The sequence below is a fragment of the Geobacillus uzenensis genome (genome assembly GCF_002217665.1).
Classification (GTDB): domain Bacteria; phylum Bacillota; class Bacilli; order Bacillales; family Anoxybacillaceae; genus Geobacillus; species Geobacillus subterraneus.
The window spans coordinates 29,849-46,642 of the sequence record NZ_NEWL01000005.1 but is presented as its reverse complement, the minus strand read 5'-3'; the positions used below and the strand labels follow the sequence as shown (position 1 = coordinate 46,642).

Annotated in this window: 16 protein-coding genes, 3 pseudogenes and 1 other annotated feature; of the genes and pseudogenes, 4 read left to right on the top strand and 15 right to left on the bottom strand. The window is 51.2% G+C overall.

Annotated elements, in window-relative coordinates; all coding sequences use genetic code 11:
• Nucleotides 1-65: 65 nt before the first annotated feature.
• Nucleotides 66-1,574: a cardiolipin synthase gene (gene cls / locus B9L21_RS05475; protein WP_063165577.1), complete on the bottom strand. Its 1,509-nt coding sequence runs from the start codon at nucleotides 1,572-1,574 to the stop codon at nucleotides 66-68.
• A 95-nt stretch (nucleotides 1,575-1,669) separates the two neighbouring features.
• Complete coding sequence (mecA, locus tag B9L21_RS05470; RefSeq protein WP_063165576.1) at nucleotides 1,670-2,350, bottom strand: adaptor protein MecA; 681 nt, start codon at nucleotides 2,348-2,350, stop codon at nucleotides 1,670-1,672.
• A 216-nt stretch (nucleotides 2,351-2,566) separates the two neighbouring features.
• Here mecA and B9L21_RS05465 point away from each other — a divergent pair, with 216 nt between their 5' ends.
• Nucleotides 2,567-3,235, top strand: a complete 669-nt coding sequence (locus tag B9L21_RS05465) for a TerC family protein (protein ID WP_063165575.1) — start codon at nucleotides 2,567-2,569, stop codon at nucleotides 3,233-3,235.
• 52 nt (nucleotides 3,236-3,287) lie between these two features.
• Here the strand turns inward: B9L21_RS05465 and spxA are convergent, their stop codons facing one another.
• The gene (spxA, locus tag B9L21_RS05460; protein WP_008878970.1) at nucleotides 3,288-3,686 is read right to left on the bottom strand and encodes a transcriptional regulator SpxA; all 399 of its coding nucleotides are present in this window, start codon (nucleotides 3,684-3,686) and stop codon (nucleotides 3,288-3,290) included.
• A gap of 305 nt (nucleotides 3,687-3,991) precedes the next feature.
• On the opposite strand from spxA, the gene B9L21_RS05455 reads away from it, so the two are divergent.
• Nucleotides 3,992-4,174: a hypothetical protein gene (locus B9L21_RS05455; protein WP_063165574.1), complete on the top strand. Its 183-nt coding sequence runs from the start codon at nucleotides 3,992-3,994 to the stop codon at nucleotides 4,172-4,174.
• A 117-nt stretch (nucleotides 4,175-4,291) separates the two neighbouring features.
• Here B9L21_RS05455 and B9L21_RS05450 read toward each other — a convergent pair whose 3' ends face one another.
• From B9L21_RS05450 to B9L21_RS05425, 7 genes and pseudogenes are all read right to left on the bottom strand, one after another.
• A complete protein-coding gene (locus tag B9L21_RS05450) occupies nucleotides 4,292-5,227 on the bottom strand; it encodes an ABC transporter ATP-binding protein (protein ID WP_063165573.1) in 936 nt (311 codons plus the stop codon).
• On the bottom strand, nucleotides 5,220-6,281 hold the full coding sequence (locus B9L21_RS05445) for an ABC transporter ATP-binding protein (protein ID WP_063165572.1): 1,062 nt from the start codon (nucleotides 6,279-6,281) through the stop codon (nucleotides 5,220-5,222). Before B9L21_RS05445 ends, B9L21_RS05450 begins: the two co-directional genes overlap by 8 nt.
• Nucleotides 6,282-6,302: 21 nt before the next feature.
• Nucleotides 6,303-7,325 carry an oligopeptide ABC transporter permease gene (gene opp3C, locus B9L21_RS05440; RefSeq protein ID WP_014195172.1) on the bottom strand — a complete coding sequence of 341 codons (1,023 nt, stop codon included), beginning with the start codon at nucleotides 7,323-7,325 and terminating at the stop codon, nucleotides 6,303-6,305.
• Complete coding sequence (gene opp3b / locus B9L21_RS05435; protein ID WP_014195171.1) at nucleotides 7,322-8,251, bottom strand: oligopeptide ABC transporter permease; 930 nt, start codon at nucleotides 8,249-8,251, stop codon at nucleotides 7,322-7,324. The genes opp3C and opp3b overlap by 4 nt, the downstream gene beginning before the upstream one ends.
• A gap of 141 nt (nucleotides 8,252-8,392) precedes the next feature.
• Nucleotides 8,393-9,193: pseudogene (locus B9L21_RS05430) on the bottom strand (peptide ABC transporter substrate-binding protein); the annotation flags it as partial.
• A 32-nt stretch (nucleotides 9,194-9,225) separates the two neighbouring features.
• Nucleotides 9,226-9,324, bottom strand: a pseudogene (locus tag B9L21_RS17880) (transposase); the annotation flags it as partial.
• Between the two features lie 131 nt (nucleotides 9,325-9,455).
• Nucleotides 9,456-10,295, bottom strand: a pseudogene (locus B9L21_RS05425) (peptide ABC transporter substrate-binding protein); the annotation flags it as partial.
• 417 nt (nucleotides 10,296-10,712) lie between these two features.
• Here B9L21_RS05425 and B9L21_RS05420 point away from each other — a divergent pair.
• Together B9L21_RS05420 and trpS are read left to right on the top strand one after the other, a co-directional pair.
• On the top strand, nucleotides 10,713-11,087 hold the full coding sequence (locus tag B9L21_RS05420; protein WP_063165571.1) for a DUF3899 domain-containing protein: 375 nt from the start codon (nucleotides 10,713-10,715) through the stop codon (nucleotides 11,085-11,087).
• A 50-nt stretch (nucleotides 11,088-11,137) separates the two neighbouring features.
• Nucleotides 11,138-11,370: a binding site (T-box leader), on the top strand.
• A gap of 50 nt (nucleotides 11,371-11,420) precedes the next feature.
• Nucleotides 11,421-12,404 (top strand): tryptophan--tRNA ligase, encoded by a 984-nt coding sequence (gene trpS / locus B9L21_RS05415; RefSeq protein WP_063165570.1) that lies wholly within the window; start codon nucleotides 11,421-11,423, stop codon nucleotides 12,402-12,404.
• A 50-nt stretch (nucleotides 12,405-12,454) separates the two neighbouring features.
• On the opposite strand, the gene B9L21_RS05410 is transcribed toward trpS, so the two are convergent.
• From B9L21_RS05410 to B9L21_RS05390, 5 genes are all read right to left on the bottom strand, one after another.
• Nucleotides 12,455-13,195: a YjbA family protein gene (locus tag B9L21_RS05410; protein WP_033009307.1), complete on the bottom strand. Its 741-nt coding sequence runs from the start codon at nucleotides 13,193-13,195 to the stop codon at nucleotides 12,455-12,457.
• An 85-nt stretch (nucleotides 13,196-13,280) separates the two neighbouring features.
• Complete coding sequence (locus B9L21_RS05405; protein ID WP_033009308.1) at nucleotides 13,281-13,487, bottom strand: hypothetical protein; 207 nt, start codon at nucleotides 13,485-13,487, stop codon at nucleotides 13,281-13,283.
• Between the two features lie 93 nt (nucleotides 13,488-13,580).
• A complete protein-coding gene (locus B9L21_RS05400) occupies nucleotides 13,581-14,372 on the bottom strand; it encodes a DUF2268 domain-containing protein (RefSeq protein WP_050368361.1) in 792 nt (263 codons plus the stop codon).
• A gap of 141 nt (nucleotides 14,373-14,513) precedes the next feature.
• Nucleotides 14,514-15,755: a beta-ketoacyl-ACP synthase II gene (gene fabF / locus B9L21_RS05395; protein ID WP_033009311.1), complete on the bottom strand. Its 1,242-nt coding sequence runs from the start codon at nucleotides 15,753-15,755 to the stop codon at nucleotides 14,514-14,516.
• A 50-nt stretch (nucleotides 15,756-15,805) separates the two neighbouring features.
• Complete coding sequence (locus B9L21_RS05390; RefSeq protein WP_044743391.1) at nucleotides 15,806-16,738, bottom strand: beta-ketoacyl-ACP synthase III; 933 nt, start codon at nucleotides 16,736-16,738, stop codon at nucleotides 15,806-15,808.
• Nucleotides 16,739-16,794 lie beyond the last annotated feature (56 nt).

The following is a 16,794-nucleotide window of genomic DNA, read 5'->3' as shown; positions in this document are numbered from 1 at the left end:
GCCGTGTCAATAAAAAAGCCCGCCGAATCGGCGGGCTTGCATCAGAGGCGATCAAAAACACGGTTCTACAACAGCGGCGACAGCAGGCGAGAGACCGATTCAACGATCCGCACCCGGAATGGACGCTGCTGGAATTGCTCATAATCAATGAGGGAAGCATGGCGGAAATCTTCCAAAAAGTCGCGCACAAGTTTGTTTGTGCTGTCCGTATAATACAAAAATGCGTTCACTTCAAAGTTTAAATGAAAGCTGCGCATATCCATGTTTGCGGTGCCGATCGAAGCGAGCTCGCCATCGACGACGATCACCTTGCTGTGCAAAAACCCTTTTTCGTACTCGTAAATTTTCACCCCGGCTTCCAGCAGTTCTGGGAAATACGAACGCGAGGCGTAAAAGACGATTTTTTTGTCCGGGCGCTTCGGTGCCAGCAGACGGACGTCAATGCCGCTTAGCGCCGCTACTTTCAGCGCCGTTAAAATGTCTTCATCTGGCACAAAGTACGGCGAGGCGACCCAAATCGACCGTTTCGCCGATGTAATCATGGCAAAATACAACTGTTTAATCACTTCCCACTTTTGGTCCGGACCGCCGGCGATGAGCTGCACCCCGCCCTGGCCTTCTTCGACAATGAGCGGCGGTGATAAATATTCCGGCGTCAACCACCGTTCACCCGTCATATAATACCAGTCTTGCAAGAAAATGAGTTGCAGCGTCCGGACGGCCTCTCCCCGAATCAACAAATGGGTATCGCGCCAAAATCCAAAATACTCGTCTTTCCCTAAATATTCATCCCCGATGTTCAATCCGCCGACAAAACCGACGCCCCCGTCGATGACAATGATTTTCCGGTGGTTGCGGAAGTTGATTTGGTTGCTCAAAAACGGCAGACGCACCGGCGAAAACGGAATCATCTCCACCCCAGCCGCGCGCAGCTCTTCAATGTAGGCGCTCGACAGCTTCCAGCTGCCGACGGCATCATACAAAAAACGAACGCGCACGCCTTGGCGCGCCTTTTCCATCAGGACATGCTTCAGTTTTTGGCCGATTCCATCATGGCGGACGATATAGTATTCCAAATGGATATGGTGCTCCGCTTTTTCCAGCTCGTTAAAAATCGCGGCAAACGTCTCTTCGCCATTCGTCAACACCGCCGTCTGCGACGCCAATGAAACCGGATGTTGGCCGATGCGATAGGCGAGATGCAACAGCGGGCGCTGATGGGGTGCCATCGGCAGCCGCTCTATGGCGATCGGCGACGGCTCTTGAAACTTCAGCAACACCGCCTCATCAGATTCCGCCTTCTTTTTAAAGCGCCGCTGTTGCCAATAGTTGCGCCCAAACAATAAATAAAACAAAAACCCAACAAACGGAAAGCTGCCTAACACTGCCAGCCAGGCGATCGTTTGCGATGGTTTTCGGTTCTCGAGTGAAATGACAAACGCGATAAAGACGACCGAGCACGAGATGAGCACACTGAAAATGCCGAGCAGCTTCCCTCCCCAATAATCGTGCGTCAATGCCAGCAGCACGCCGACAAGAACAACGAGAATCGCCACCCTAGACGCGTTTCTCAACGAAACCCCTCCACCTGCTTTTCATGATGACTGCCCTTCCCTTTCTAACGAAGAAAACGCCGATTTCTGGCAGCGAAATCGGCGAAATGGAAACGTTATGGGGCTGGAAAATATCCTTTTACTGTTTCGAGCGCGTTGTCGCCCATAATTTCAATCCCGTATTCTTCCAGACGGTAAATCGTCAGCTGCGAATCGTTTCCGTATTCCAGAAGGAGGCTGAGCATATTGTCTACTTCATGCTCGCTATATTGTTCGTCAAATTCGACAAACAAATAGTAGCGCCCTTCAAACTGGAACAGGCGGTTCGACAAGCTGGAAAAGTCCGCGCGATGCGCCAAGGAGATCACGTCCTCGATATCTTTAAACGAAATGACAAACTGGAGGACGTCCTGCTCCCCGCTGCCTTCGGCGGCATCGCTTCGGCCAAAATGGAAATGGTGGCCAAACAGCGATTCGATCTTCTCATCGGCCGACACCGAGAACTCGCGCCATCTTTCTTCCGGAAGCGGCAGCTCAAGCTTGCTCCCGTCCTTGGACAACTGCGCTTTCGTCACGACAACTTCAAGCCCTTTTTCCAACGCCTGCACTTGAATCCAAAGCGGGCCGTCGAGCGAAAAATCGCTTTCACCATGGACTTCATCCATCATTTCCCAAAACAGTTCCTCGCTCCGTTCCCGATTGTACCAGATCTCTTCACGGTCAAAACCGCGCTCCTCTATATCAACATACGAAATATAAAATTTTACCGTATGATCATTGATGCGTTCAATTTCCATCTTCTCAACTCTCCCTTCTAAACAAAGAAATAAAAAAGGGAAGGGATCGTGCCCCTAGACATTCTCTTTATTAATGAAAACTTATATCTTGTACTTTATATTTTATGATAAAAAGCGAAGGAAGGGAAATAAAAAAACGCGTTTTTAAAAATTGGTTATGAAACCGGCCATGCCCTACTATAATGGTGATGAACACGGACGGAATGAGGGACGCCTATGGTGGATGAATATATCGTCTCGATCTTATTAATCATCGGCATCGATGTCATTCTCGGCGGGGACAATGCGGTTGTCATTGCGTTAGCGAGCCGCAATTTGCCGGAACAGAAGCGGAACATCGCCATCGTCCTCGGTACGGCGCTGGCGATCGCCGTCCGTATTTTATTGACGGCGGCCGTTGTGTGGCTGTTGACTGTTCCGTTTTTGCAGCTTGCCGGCGGCCTCATCCTCTTTTGGATCGCCTTGAAGCTGATTGGGCAAAAAGACGAAAAACCGGCCACGATTAAGGCGGAACCATCGCTCTGGAAAGCGGTGCGGACGATCGTTGCCGCCGATATCGTCATGGGCATGGACAACGTCATCGCCATCGCCGGGGCGGCCCAAGGCCATATCGGGCTTGTCGTCTTCGGCTTTCTCTGCTCCGTTCCTATCATCATTGTAGGCAGCAAAATCATTCTTTATGCCATGGAACGGTTCCCGTTTCTCATTTATATCGGCGGTGCCTTATTGGCTTACACCGCCGGAAAAATGATCGCCGCCGAAGAACAGCTGCGCCCGTTTTATGATCCGCGTTGGGAACTCCTCTTCCCGCTCTCAGCGGCCATTCTTGCCGTTGTGCTCGGCTTTGCGGCCAACCGCCGGGCGCGCACTGTCAAATGGCACTGACCGGACGCTGATAAAAAACTTCTACATGGCGTGCCATGTAGAAGTTTTTTGATCACCCGTTCACTAACCGCTGCGCTTCGCGGAGCTGATACGCCCGCACTTTGCGCGGCAGGAAGCGGCGGATTTCATCTTCGTTATAACCGACTTGAAGCCGCTTTTCATCGATGATGATCGGCCGGCGCAAAATGCCCGGATTTTTTTGAATAAGCTCGTACAAATCTTGCAGCGGTAAAGATTCAAGGTTAATGTTCAGCTTTTGGAACACTTTCGAGCGGGTCGAAATGATTTCATCCGTCCCCGTTTCCGTCATCCGTAAAATTTCTTTAATCTCCTCGACCGTCAGCGGCTCGGAGAAAATATTGCGTTCAACATAAGGAATATCATGCTTCTCGAGCCACGCCTTCGCCTTCCGGCACGACGTGCAACTCGGTGATGTGTATAGCTTGACCATTTTGATCACTCCTTTTTACAAGGAATCCCTTGCTTCCGTGCCCGTGAGCTGACGGGCTCATGCAACTATGCCTGCTTTCACACGCTTGGCGGCATAGCGATACGGCCTATCCCACCTGCCGGGCGGTCGGCCGTCTTGTTAATCATTTGCAAATTGAAATGACTTTAACATGATATATTATACAATAAATCAGTGGAGAAAGATATAGTTTTTCAACGATTAATGCAATTTTCTTCGTTCCCTCTTTCAATAGGGAGGAAAATCCTCTACAATCAAAGTAGAAGAGAAAAAGGGGAGGAAGAACTATGGCCGGCTATTTCGTTGACTTTGTCATTGCTTCAGCATTGATCGTCGGCATCACCGCCTTGATGGGGAGCATAGGCAACACGATTGGAGAACGGCTATTCGGCCGAAATAAGAGAGAGAAGCATGTTGAGGCTTCCCGCCGCATCCAACAAGGGTGGAATTTCGTCGGAGGAAAAAAATAACGCCCGGAAATGGACGCATGACATCGCGCCGTCTGCTTCTCCGTTCGCATTGAGCGTCGGTGAAGAGACGGCGCTGTCCATGCCCACCGGAACGATTCCTTCCGCCAAGCAGGCTGTTTAGGCATACATCGCCCGGTATTGCTTATACTCCTCTTCTGAACAAAGCACGAAATGACCCGGTGTAATTTCGCGAAATTCGAGCTCTTCCCCGTCTTTATAGCCGTGCTGCGCCGGGTCGTAGACGATCCGCTTGCGCGTCCGCTCCGTTTCCGGATCTGGAAGCGGAATAGCGGAGAGCAATGCCTTTGTATACGGATGGATCGGATTGCGGTACAGCTCTTCCGATTCAGCGAGCTCGACCATTTTCCCGAAATACATGACGCCGATCCGGTCGCTGATGTATTTGACCATCGACAAGTCATGGGCAATAAACAAGTACGTCAACCCTTTTTCACGCTGCAGGCGCTTCAGCAAGTTGACGACTTGCGCCTGAATGGAAACGTCCAGCGCCGAGATCGGCTCATCGGCGATGATGAATTCCGGTTCGACGGCGAGCGCCCGGGCGATGCCGATCCGCTGGCGTTGCCCGCCGGAAAACTCATGCGGATAGCGGCTCGCATGCTCGCGGTTCAACCCGACCGTCTCAAGCAGCTCATAGACGCGCTGCATCCGCTCCTCTTTCGTTTTCGCCAATCCGTGGATGTCAATGCCCTCAGCGATAATGTCGGCGACCGTCATCCGCGGATTGAGCGACGCATACGGATCTTGGAAAATCATTTGCATTTTTCGGTTTAACTCTTTCAGCTCTTTTTTTGATTTTTTGCCGTGTACGTTAACGCCGTTAAACAGTACTTCTCCGTCTGTCGCCTCATACAGCCGAATGATCGTCCGCCCCGTTGTCGACTTGCCGCAGCCCGACTCGCCGACAAGGCCGAACGTTTCCCCTTTATAAATGTCAAAGGTGACGCCGTCGACCGCTTTGACGACCTCGCCGCGGCCGGCCGGGAAGTATTGTTTTAAGTTTTTCACTTCAAGCAGCTTTTGCTTAGCCACGCGGCTTCCCTCCTTTCCGGGCGACGATGTCAGCAAACCGTTTCATCCGTTCGCGCACGATCGCCGGCGGTTCCACTTTCGGTGCCTTTTCATGCAACAGCCATGTCGCCGCATAGTGCGTATCAGACACTTGGAACATCGGCGGCTCGAGCTCATAGTCGATTTTGAGCGCATACGGATTGCGCGGCGCAAACGCATCGCCTTTTGGCGGATTTAACAAATCCGGCGGCGAGCCCGGGATCGAATACAGCTCCGTATCTTTATGATCAAGGCTCGGCATCGAGGCGAGCAATCCCCACGTGTACGGATGTTTCGGATTGTAAAAAATTTCATCCACCGTGCCGATCTCCACGATTTTCCCGGCATACATCACCGCCACTCGATCGGCCATGTTGGCGACAACCCCTAAATCATGGGTGATGAAAATAATCGACATGCCGAGCTTTTTCTGAATGTCTTTCATGAGCTCCAAAATTTGCGCCTGAATCGTCACATCCAGCGCGGTCGTCGGTTCATCGGCGATCAAAATTTTCGGATTGCACGCCAAGGCGATGGCGATGACAACACGCTGGCGCATTCCGCCGGAAAATTGGTGCGGGTATTGCTTCATGCGCAGCTCGGCGTTTTTAATGCCGACCAGCTGCAATAGTTCAATCGCCCGTTTGCGCGCTTCCTCTTTCGACAGCTTTTGATGTTTTAAAATCGATTCCATAATTTGCTTTCCGATCGTCATCGTCGGGTTGAGCGACGTCATCGGATCTTGGAAAATCATCGAAATTTTCGCCCCGCGGATCGATTGCATGTCTTTCTCCGACAGCTTGGTCAAGTCTTTTCCTTCAAATAAAATTTCCCCTTGCTTGATTCGGCTCGGCGGCGTCGGCAACAGGCGCATCAACGCCTTGGATGTCACGGATTTCCCAGACCCCGACTCGCCGACGATCGCCAGCGTTTCTCCCTTATACAAGTCGAACGTGACGCCGCGAACCGCCTGCACTTCACCGGCGTGGATGTCAAAGGAAATATGCAAATCGTTCACCTGCAAAATTTTCTCCATCGGTTTCACCCCTTCCGTCCGTTATTTGCGCATTTTCGGGTCGAGCGCATCGCGCAGCCCGTCGGCCACTAAGTTAAAGCTTAAAATGAGCAAGCTGATGACAATCGATGGGATAATAATCAAATGCGGATATGTCTGAATCGACTTAAATCCCTCGCTGACGAGCGAACCGAGCGACGCTTCCGGCGGACGGATGCCAAGACCGATAAAACTTAAAAACGCCTCGGTAAAAATCGCCGTAGGAATCGTAAACATGGTCGTAATAATGATCGGCCCCATCACGTTCGGGATTAAATGTTTAAAAATAAGCCGTGAATTAGACGCCCCGAGCGTCCGTGCGGCCAGCACATATTCCATATTTTTTAGCTTCAATATTTGCCCGCGGACAATGCGCGCCATCGTCGTCCAGCCGGTGATGACCATCGCCAGCGTGATCGAAATAATCCCCGGCTCAAAAATTAAGATAAATAAAATGACGACGATCAAATACGGAATCCCGTTTAAAATTTCGATGATCCGCTGCATCACATTGTCGACCCGGCCGCCATAATAGCCGGAAATGCCGCCATAGGCAATGCCGATGAACAAATCGATCAACGCGGCCAACAAACCGATGTACAGCGAGATGCGCGTGCCATACCATGTTCTCACCCACAGGTCGCGGCCTAAATCGTCGGTGCCAAACCAATAGTACTCTTTCACGCCGCGCTGTTTATATACATCAACGCCATTGGCGTCCTTCCCGTCTAAATTCAGCCAGCTAATATGCTCCAACACCGGAACTTTGGGCGGCAGTTTCGCATGGCTTAAGTTTTGCTCTTTATAGGAACGTTCACTTGCCATTGGGGCAAAAATCGCCAATAACGCTAAAATGATAATCATGGTCAGCCCGGCAATCGCCGCTTTGTTTTCGCGCAGGCGAAGCCAAGCGTCATGCCAAAACGTCAAACTTGGGCGGCTGATTTTTTCCTGCTCGCCGACGTTCGGCGGGGCGGGCTGAAACCATTCCGGTGAAAGCTGGTCGTATTGTTGTTTCGCCATCATTTTTTCCCTCCCGCTAAACGAATGCGTGGGTCGACAATCCCATAGAGAATATCAACGATAAAAATGACAAAAATCAATAACGCCGAATAAAACAACGTAGTGCCCATAATGACAGGGTAGTCGTTCAGCTCGATCGAACGGACAAACTGCTCGCCGAGACCGGGAACGGCAAAAATTTTCTCGATGACGAGCGTTCCCGTCATTAAGTTGACCGCCATCGGTCCGAGAATTGTGATAACTGGAATGAGCGAGTTGCGGATCGCATGCTTGATGATGACCCCCGCATTGCTAATCCCTTTCGCGCGGGCTGTTAAAATATAATCGGATGACAGCACCTCAAGCATTTCCGTACGCATAAAGCGGGCGGTGTTGGCAATGACGCCGACAGACAGCGCCAACGTCGGCATAATCGTATACTTAAACCCTTCCCAAAACGCGACCGGCAGCCATTGCAGTTTAACACCGATGAAATACTGCAGAAATCCGGCCAACACGAACGACGGAACGGAAATCCCGATGACTGCAATGACCGTGGCTGTATAATCTCCCCAACTGTTATGGCGAATAGCCGCCAAAATGCCGAGCACTAAACCGACGAGCGTGCCCAAGACGATCGCCTGGAACCCAAGCTGGGCCGACGGGCCGATCCGGTCGCCGATCAACTCTGTTACCGGCCGGTTGTCATACTGGAACGAAACACCCAAATCTCCTTTTAACAAGTTGCCTAAATATTGAACGTATTGGACAGGCACTGGTTTGTCGAGCCCATATTCTTTCAAAATGATGGCTCGCTGCTCTGGGGTCAATTTTTCTTGGTTTTGCAGCGGCGAACCGGGCAACAGCTTCATCAAAAAGAACGTCACGGTCGCAATAATAAACAGCGTAATCACCATATATACGAGCCGCTGAATCGTATACCGCGCCATGGCTGCACCTCCTCTGTTTATTTCCTGTTTAATACCAATGGTATTTCAATCTTCAAGTTTTTTCGACATTTTTCGCCTTGGCAGGCAAAAGGAGAGTATATGCCCTTGCATATACTCTCCTCCGCACCTCCTAGAGAACGGTTACTCGATATACGCCCATTTATAGCTATAATCTCCACCAAATGAATGAATAACAATGTCTTTTACGTATTCACGTTGCAAATACGCACGGCCGCGTTGATACAGCGGAGCAATTGGCATTTCTTCAAAGAGGATTTTTTCTGCTTTCAACATTGCGTCCCAACGGGCTTGCAAGTCGCCAAGCAGCGTCGTTTTCGCATCTTTAATCAGCTTGTCATATTCAGCATTCGACCAGCCCGTTTGGTTGTGCGGGTTATTTGTCGTCCACAGATCAAGGAACGTCATCGGGTCTTGATAGTCCGGACCCCAGCCAGAGAAGGATAGTTCATACTGCATATTGCTTTCTAGCTCAAGTTTTTGTTTGAACGGCTGTTGTTTAATGTTGACCGTAAGGCCAGGCAAGTTCTTTTCAAGCTGTTCTTTTAAGTATTCGCCGACTTTCTTCGCGACGTCGTCGTCATAGTTTAACAATTCAATAGTGAATTTATCTTTGCCAAGCTCTTTTTTCGCTTGCTCCCACAATTTTTTCGCTTCGTCCACATTGTACGACACTAAATCGCCGTTAGCGTCACGGAAGTCTTTGCCGTCCGGACCGGTGACGAAGTCTTTCGGAACCGCATAGTTGGCCACAACCGAGCCGTTGTTGAACAACGTGTTCACCATCGCCTCTTTATCGATAGCCATCGCGATCGCTTTGCGAGCGTTGACGTTGTTCAACGGTTCTTTCTTCGTGTTCATGCGCAGCCAGAAAATCGATGGTTCAAGATACGTGTGGAAATTTTTGTCGTTTTTATATTTATCAGGTTCATCACCAAAAGATGTACTTGCACCTGTCATGAAAGTATGTTAGCTGTTTCCAGCCGAACCCGCAGTGCAAAACGCTGGATATTTCGGTATCCGTATCCCCGACGTTTCATCAGCTTGATCTTAGAGTACATGCGAATTTCCCTCCATGGTTTGGTTTGGTCACCTTTACCATACAGGAAAATTCGCATTTTTTGTACCCTCTATGCACACCTACCTTAAATGATCAAGTACAACTTGTGGTGAAGAGCCATTTATCAACAAACTCCGCACTTAGGATAACGCGATCCGCTTTTTTCGTGTCGTAAAGGTTTACCATTGTTGCGGTCTCTTTTACGACTTTGACGTTGATTTTTTCCAGCTTGACCGTATCTTTATCCCAGTAGTTCGGGTTTTTCGCATACGTCCAGCCTTGCTCATGCTTCCATTCGCTTAAGACGAACGGGCCGTTGTACAGCGTCGTATTGGCTTCCAAACCGTATTTGTCGCCTTGGGCTTTAACGAATTTTTCGTTTTGCGGCATGAACGTACCGAATACCGTCAAGCTGATGAAATACGGAATCGGGTTTTCAAGCTCGACTTGGAGCGTGTAATTATCGAGAGCTTTGACGCCGAGCTGGTCAACTGGCAATTTGCCCGTATTGACTGCTGCAGCATTTTTAATGTCGTACATAATGTACGCATACTCCGCTTTCGTTTTCGGGTCAAGCACTCGTCTCCATGCGAACACGAAGTCGTGCGCCGTCACCGGATCGCCGTTTGACCATTTCGCATCTTGACGAAGCTTAAACGTATACGTTTTGCCGTCTTCGCTTACCGTGTAGCTTTCCGCTACCCCTGGCACAGGCTTATTGTCTTTCCCTAAACGGTAAAGACCTTCCATGACGTTGTTCAAAACGATGAACGATACTTGGTCCGTAGCGAGCGCCGGATCAAGCGATGGAATCTCTGATGTTTCAAGCAAGTTCAATACTTGCTCTTTCTTCTCGGCTGGCTTTTCGCCGCCTTGGGCATTATCGTCCCCGCCTCCGCCGCACGCTGCAAGGAACGTCGACAGCGCCAGAAGAAGAGCGAGGAATAAAGAAAATCGCTTCTTCACTAAAAACCCCCCTTAAAATTTATGTAGCGTATTGCAAATCTTCTGAATGATTTGATTTCAGAAGATTGCACTTACATCGCTTATTATATCCTGTATTAGTATATTTGAAAAGGATTTTTTTATTTTGTTAAATAAAAAATTTCTAATTACTTAAAACAGACAGGAAGATCGGCTTGTATTTACATCTGCATTTTACCGACTTTTGACGCTGTTGTAAATAAAAAATTTCTGTCAATATATTAGAAAACGCTTACAACATAGGTTTTTCGCCCCTCATCCCTATTGTAAAGCAAATTGTTCCTCTGTTTCCAAGATGAATACAAATTTTCTGATATAACGTTGTTAATAACATTGACAATCCTTCCTCTTACATATGTTAAAATAAAAACAACGAATTGGAAAGGCGGGAGAGACAAAATGAAACGGATCGCCGTTCGAACAGGGTGGATGGTGGCCGCTATGCTGGCGGCCAGTGCGCTTATCGTTTTCTGGCAAGGGGCATGGACGGCGGTTGCCTTTATTAACACCACCTTTTTGCTCTCTCTTGTGCCGCTTTCGGCTGGCGGGCTTTTGTTTGTTTATGAACGCGGGTTTTTCAGCGGATTTGCATACGGGTTTCGCCGATTGCGCAGAAGCAGCACGAGGGTGGAGCGGTATCTTGAGGAAGCGGCAGCAGAACATGAATCGGAGGAACAGCCCGGTCCGCGGCGTTTCGCCATCACGTACCCGCTCCTTTTTGCCGGACTCCTTTTGTTTCTCGCGATGATCGCCGCCGGATATGCCGTGCAATAAGGTTGCAACAGCTGAATGTTTTCCGTATAATATAAGGCAAGTTTAGAATAGACCGAGCGATGAGAAAGAAAAGTACATATGGCGATGCCTTCAGAGAGCTTGTGGAAGGTGCGAACAAGCGGCTAGCCATATGGAATGGGCTTTCGAGCTTCCCGCCGAACCGGCGACGCAGTAGGCGAGGACGTTCCCCGCGTTACAGGGGGCCATGCGCAAAGCATGGGCTGAGCGATTGCGCTTTTCCGCGCAATAAGTAGGGTGGCACCGCGGTCCTACCGTCCCTATCAGAGGGCTGGCAGGGCCTTTTTTATTTTTGGCTTGAGGGAGTGAAGATCGATGAAAACCATTTTTTCCGGCATTCAGCCAAGCGGCGTCATCACCATTGGCAACTATATTGGGGCGCTGCGGCAGTTTGTCGAATTGCAGCATGAATACAACTGTTATTTTTGCATCGTTGACCAACACGCCATTACCGTTCCGCAAGACCCTCACGAACTGCGGAAAAACATCCGCCGCCTTGCCGCTTTGTATTTGGCCGTCGGCATCGATCCGACAAAAGCGACGCTGTTCATCCAATCGGAAGTGCCGGCGCATGCCCAAGCGGCGTGGATGCTGCAGTGCATTGTGTATATCGGCGAGCTCGAGCGGATGACGCAGTTTAAAGACAAGTCAGCCGGCAAAGAGGCGGTCAGCGCCGGGCTGCTCACGTACCCGCCGCTGATGGCCGCTGACATTTTGCTTTATAACACCGACATCGTCCCGGTCGGCGAAGACCAAAAGCAGCATATCGAGCTGACGCGCGATCTGGCGGAACGGTTCAACAAACGGTACGGCGAGCTGTTTACGATCCCTGAGGCGCGCATTCCGAAAGTCGGCGCCCGCATCATGTCGCTTGTCGACCCGACGAAAAAAATGAGCAAATCCGATCCGAACCCAAAAGCATACATCACACTGCTTGACGATGCAAAAACGATCGAGAAGAAGATCAAAAGCGCCGTCACCGACTCGGAAGGAACGATCCGCTACGACAAAGAAGGAAAACCGGGCATTTCAAATTTGCTCAATATTTATTCGACGTTATCCGGCCAATCGATCGAGGAGCTCGAACAGCAATACGAAGGAAAAGGATACGGCGTCTTCAAAGCCGACCTGGCCCAATTGGTCATCGAAACGCTCCGGCCGATTCAAGAACGGTATCACCATTGGATGGAAAGCGAGGAGCTTGACCGCGTATTGGATGAAGGAGCGGAAAAAGCGAACCGCGTCGCCTCAGAAATGGTGCGCAAAATGGAGAAAGCGATGGGCCTCGGGCGGCGGTAAGAAGGCGCCATACAAAAAACGGGCGGGCGCATAGCGCCCTGGCCCGTTTTTTAATTCACTTTCGGCTCTTGCTCCATTTCCCAAAGCTTTTCGAAAAACGGCTGGCCTTTAATTAAGTTTTCACATAGCTGCTCGTGCCGTGCAGACCAGCCGTGTTTCGTTTCTTCGTACAGCCGTTCCCACGCTTCCTCAAACGACATTTTTTGAATATCTGCGTACTTTTCCGGGGCCCATTCTGTATACCAGTAGCGCACCTCGGCGCTGTTTTTCGTTGAATGCAGCTGGTCAAGCGCCATAAACAACAGCTGTTTCAACTGCCGCTCTTTCCGTGTCAATCCGCACATCAACTCCGGCGCCGGCGACAAAATGTGGTACTCTTTTTCGTACTTCGGCAGCGGGTAGGCCCGCTCTTCCGTCTCGGCGGCCATCTCGTACACAAGCTGCTCTTGCCGCGGAATGAGGCGGCTTTTGCGGATCGGAATATGATAGCCGATCGTATCGACGGCCAAAATGCCAGCTCCGTCGGTCACAACGAAACAATAATCGAGCTGAATCCGTTCATGGTTTTTGCGGACATAGGCTTTTTGGTACACATCGTCCAAAAGCGGCTTCGGAAGGTCGGATAAACTGTTTTCAATATATTGGAATAGAGCCGGGGACACTTTTAACAGCGGTACTTGGTCAAGCAACTCAATTTGGTCGTCTTTGCGCCATTCGTGAAAATGGCAGACGTTGTACCCGTTCTCTTCACCTTCAAACCAGTTCACCCAAATGTCGTGCAGGTAAAGCATGTGATACCCCTCACTTCCAGACGTGTTTGTCCATCAGTATAGGCAGAGGGGCAGAATTTTATTCCATTTCGCCCTCTTTTCCCCACTATGAGCCACGGCTTGGAAACGACAAGCTCGCCCACATAAGCAACAAGCCGAGCGGCAATAAATAACATTCCGCCCTTGTCGCGATATAAGCAGCGTATTCACCAAACCCGTGCTCCGGGGTGATGATGTTTAAATAGACGATCATCATCATGCCGCCGACGACCGAAAAACCAAAGCCGACCAAATAAAAAAACAGGCGGACCATCGGGCTTCCCTTCCTTCTTGTCCACGTCCTTTCTTTACGTATATGCCTGTTCGGTGGACAAGATGCCTATCATCGCCCCTGGTCCATCCCGCCTTACCCGCGGCTGTCCAGACCGGCTAAAGCAACCATTTGTTTCGCCTCCATCGCCATCAATTGAGCCAATGAATACCCCCGCTCCAAACAGCGGCGGACGATGGCATAACCGACTGCATAGCCGCCCATGTTCGGATACCACCCAAGGCCGTATAAAATGCGGGAGCTGAGTGGGTGCGAAACAGCGGCATCTTGATTGGGGGCGATGTAGCGGCGCCAAAACCGCTCGATCTCCCTGTCAGTATAATACGACGTCCAGTCGGCGCATTGTTCCGGTCCGACTGTTTCAGCGACCGCATGTTCTGCCAGCCCTTCCATAATCACCGCATCTAACAGCGTCGCCTCTTTGCCGCCATACGGCAGCTGCTTCAGCCGGCAAACATGGTTGTACTCATGCGCCACCAATGCCGCGACCTCCTCGTCGCGATGATCGGGCAGCAAAAAGAAAACGAGCTTATCGGCAAACGCCACTCCTCCTTTTCCGCGAAACTCGCGCAAAAGTTTCCGGTTTTCATCATCGGCCGGCAGCAAAAACACCGGAACGTCAGGCCCTTTCCATCTCACCCGCTGTTCGTCATATAAGCGGGCAAGCCGCTCCCAAAGGCCTTTTGCCTTCATCTCCGGCAAAAGGCGAACGGCCTGCCGGGCGCTTCGATACATGCCATATAAGCATAAATAACGATGAATGGCGCGCGCTGGTGCATCGGCAAAAAACGGCGCCAGCCGGGCGCAAACACGGAGCGGATCGCCTTCATCTTGTTCAAGCCAACGATCAGTTGGAGCCAGTCCCATCGTCTTCCCTCCCTTTTTGCTACCTTATGTCAAGGCAACCGGGACGGTGAACGAAAAAAGCCCCGTCCGGAGTGAAGCCCGGCGCCCGTCTTCCAACGGGGCCGGGTTCGTCCGGCCGAGGCTAATGGCCTTCATTGCTATCTATTGCGCATACGCTTTGAAAATCAATGTCGCGTTATGGCCGCCAAATCCAAACGAATTGCTTAACACTGCGCGCACAGTCTGCCGGCGGGCTTCGTTCGGCACATAGTCCAAGTCGCATTCCGGATCCGGCGTTTCATAGTTGATGGTCGGTGGAATGACACCATCGCGGATCGCCAACACAGAGAAAATGGCTTCCACCGCGCCGGTTGCGCCAAGCAGGTGACCGGTCATCGATTTTGTAGAACTGATCGCAAGCTTATAGGCATGGTCGCCAAACACTTCTTTAATGGCGATCGTCTCATATTTGTCATTGTACTCCGTGCTTGTGCCGTGGGCGTTAATGTAGTCGATGTCCTCCGGCTGCAAGCCGGCATCCTGCAGCGCCAGTCGCATCGCCCGCACGCCGCCTTCACCGCCCGGCGCCGGTGCAGTGATATGATATGCGTCAGCCGTCGCGCCGTAGCCGACAATTTCCGCGTAAATTTTCGCCCCGCGGCGCAACGCATGCTCCAGCTCTTCAAGCACGATAATGCCTGCCCCTTCCCCCATGACAAAGCCATCACGGTTTTTATCAAACGGGCGGCTTGCCGTTTTCGGATCCGGATTGGTCGAAAGGGCCGTATTCGCGCAAAAGCCGGCAAACGACATTTTCGTAATCGGCGCCTCCGTTCCCCCCGCGATCATCACATCCGCATCGCCGCGCTGAATGACCCGAAACGCGTCGCCGATCGAGTTTGCGCCCGTCGCGCAAGCGGTGACCGTGCATGAATTCATTCCTTTCGCCCCAAGGATGATTGAGACTTGCCCCGCAGCCATATCCGGAATCATCATCGGCACGAAAAACGGGCTCACCCGGCGATAGCCGCGCTGCTGGAAAATTTCAAACTGCTGCTCAAACGTCTCCATACCGCCGATGCCAGAGCCGATCCAAACACCGACCCGCTCGGCGTTATGCTCACCGATTTCCAAATTCGCATCTTTCACCGCCATGAGCGCCGCCGCCACGGCGTATTGCGTAAACCGGTCCATCTTCCGCGCTTCGCGGCGGTCCATAAACAACGACGGATCAAAATCTTTCACTTCTGCCGCCACTTTCGCTGGAAAATCATCTGGATTGACGCGGGTGACAATGTCGATGCCGGACTGGCCGGCGACAATGTTTTTCCACGTCGTTTCTGCGTCATTCCCCAGCGGGGTGACGGCGCCTATTCCGGTCACGACGACTCGTCTTTTTTCCATATTCCTCTGCCTCTCCTTTATTCTGGATAATGATGTTGGGATACAGAACATCAACGGCCCCAACGCAAGGCGATCGCGCCCCATGTCAGCCCGCCGCCGAACCCGACCATGACGATGAGATCACCGTCGCGAATGTTTCCTGCCTCCAGCTCCTCCACGAGCGAAATCGGAATGGAGGCCGCGGATGTGTTTCCATAGCGGCGAATCGTTGTCGAGATTTTTTCCTCCGGCAGCTCGAGCCGCTGTCTCGCCGCCTCCACAATACGGATGTTCGCTTGATGGGGAATGAGAAAATCGACATCCTCTTTTGTCAGCCCCGCTTTTTCAAGCACCCGCACACTTGACTCTCCCATCTGCCGGACGGCGAACTTGAACACTTCCCGGCCGTTCATCACGATATATTCGTCTTTGTATAAATGTTTTCCTCCTGTTCCGTCAGCGCCCAATTCAAATGATAAAATGCCCCGCCCTGGCGACACTGGGCCCATGACAACCGCACCGGCTCCATCGCCAAACAACACCGCCGTATTGCGGTCTGTCCAATCGGTGATTTTTGACAGCTTATCGGCCCCCACTACTAATATATACTTGTAAACCCCCGTGTCAATAAATTGGGCAGCCGTGACCATTCCGTACATAAATCCGGAGCAGGCGGCGCTGAGATCCATTGCCGCGGCGTTGACAGCCCCAAGCCGCTCTTGCAGCATGCAAGCAACTGATGGAAAGGAACGGTCTGGCGTTACGGTAGCAACGACAATGAGATCGATGTCTTTCGCCTCGACACCGGCATCCGCAAGCGCCTTTTCGGCAGCAAAATACGCCATATCGGACGTATCGATGTCATCTGCCGCAATGCGGCGTTCCTCAATCCCAGTGCGCGTCCGAATCCATTCGTCTGATGTATCCATCATTTTCTCCAAGTCGGCGTTGGTCAACACCTTTTCCGGCACATAGCGGCCGACCCCGATAATTCCTGCTCCCATACCATTCATCTCCTTTTTTTCTTCCAAAATAACCGAAAAGCCTCCCAAGTACAGCA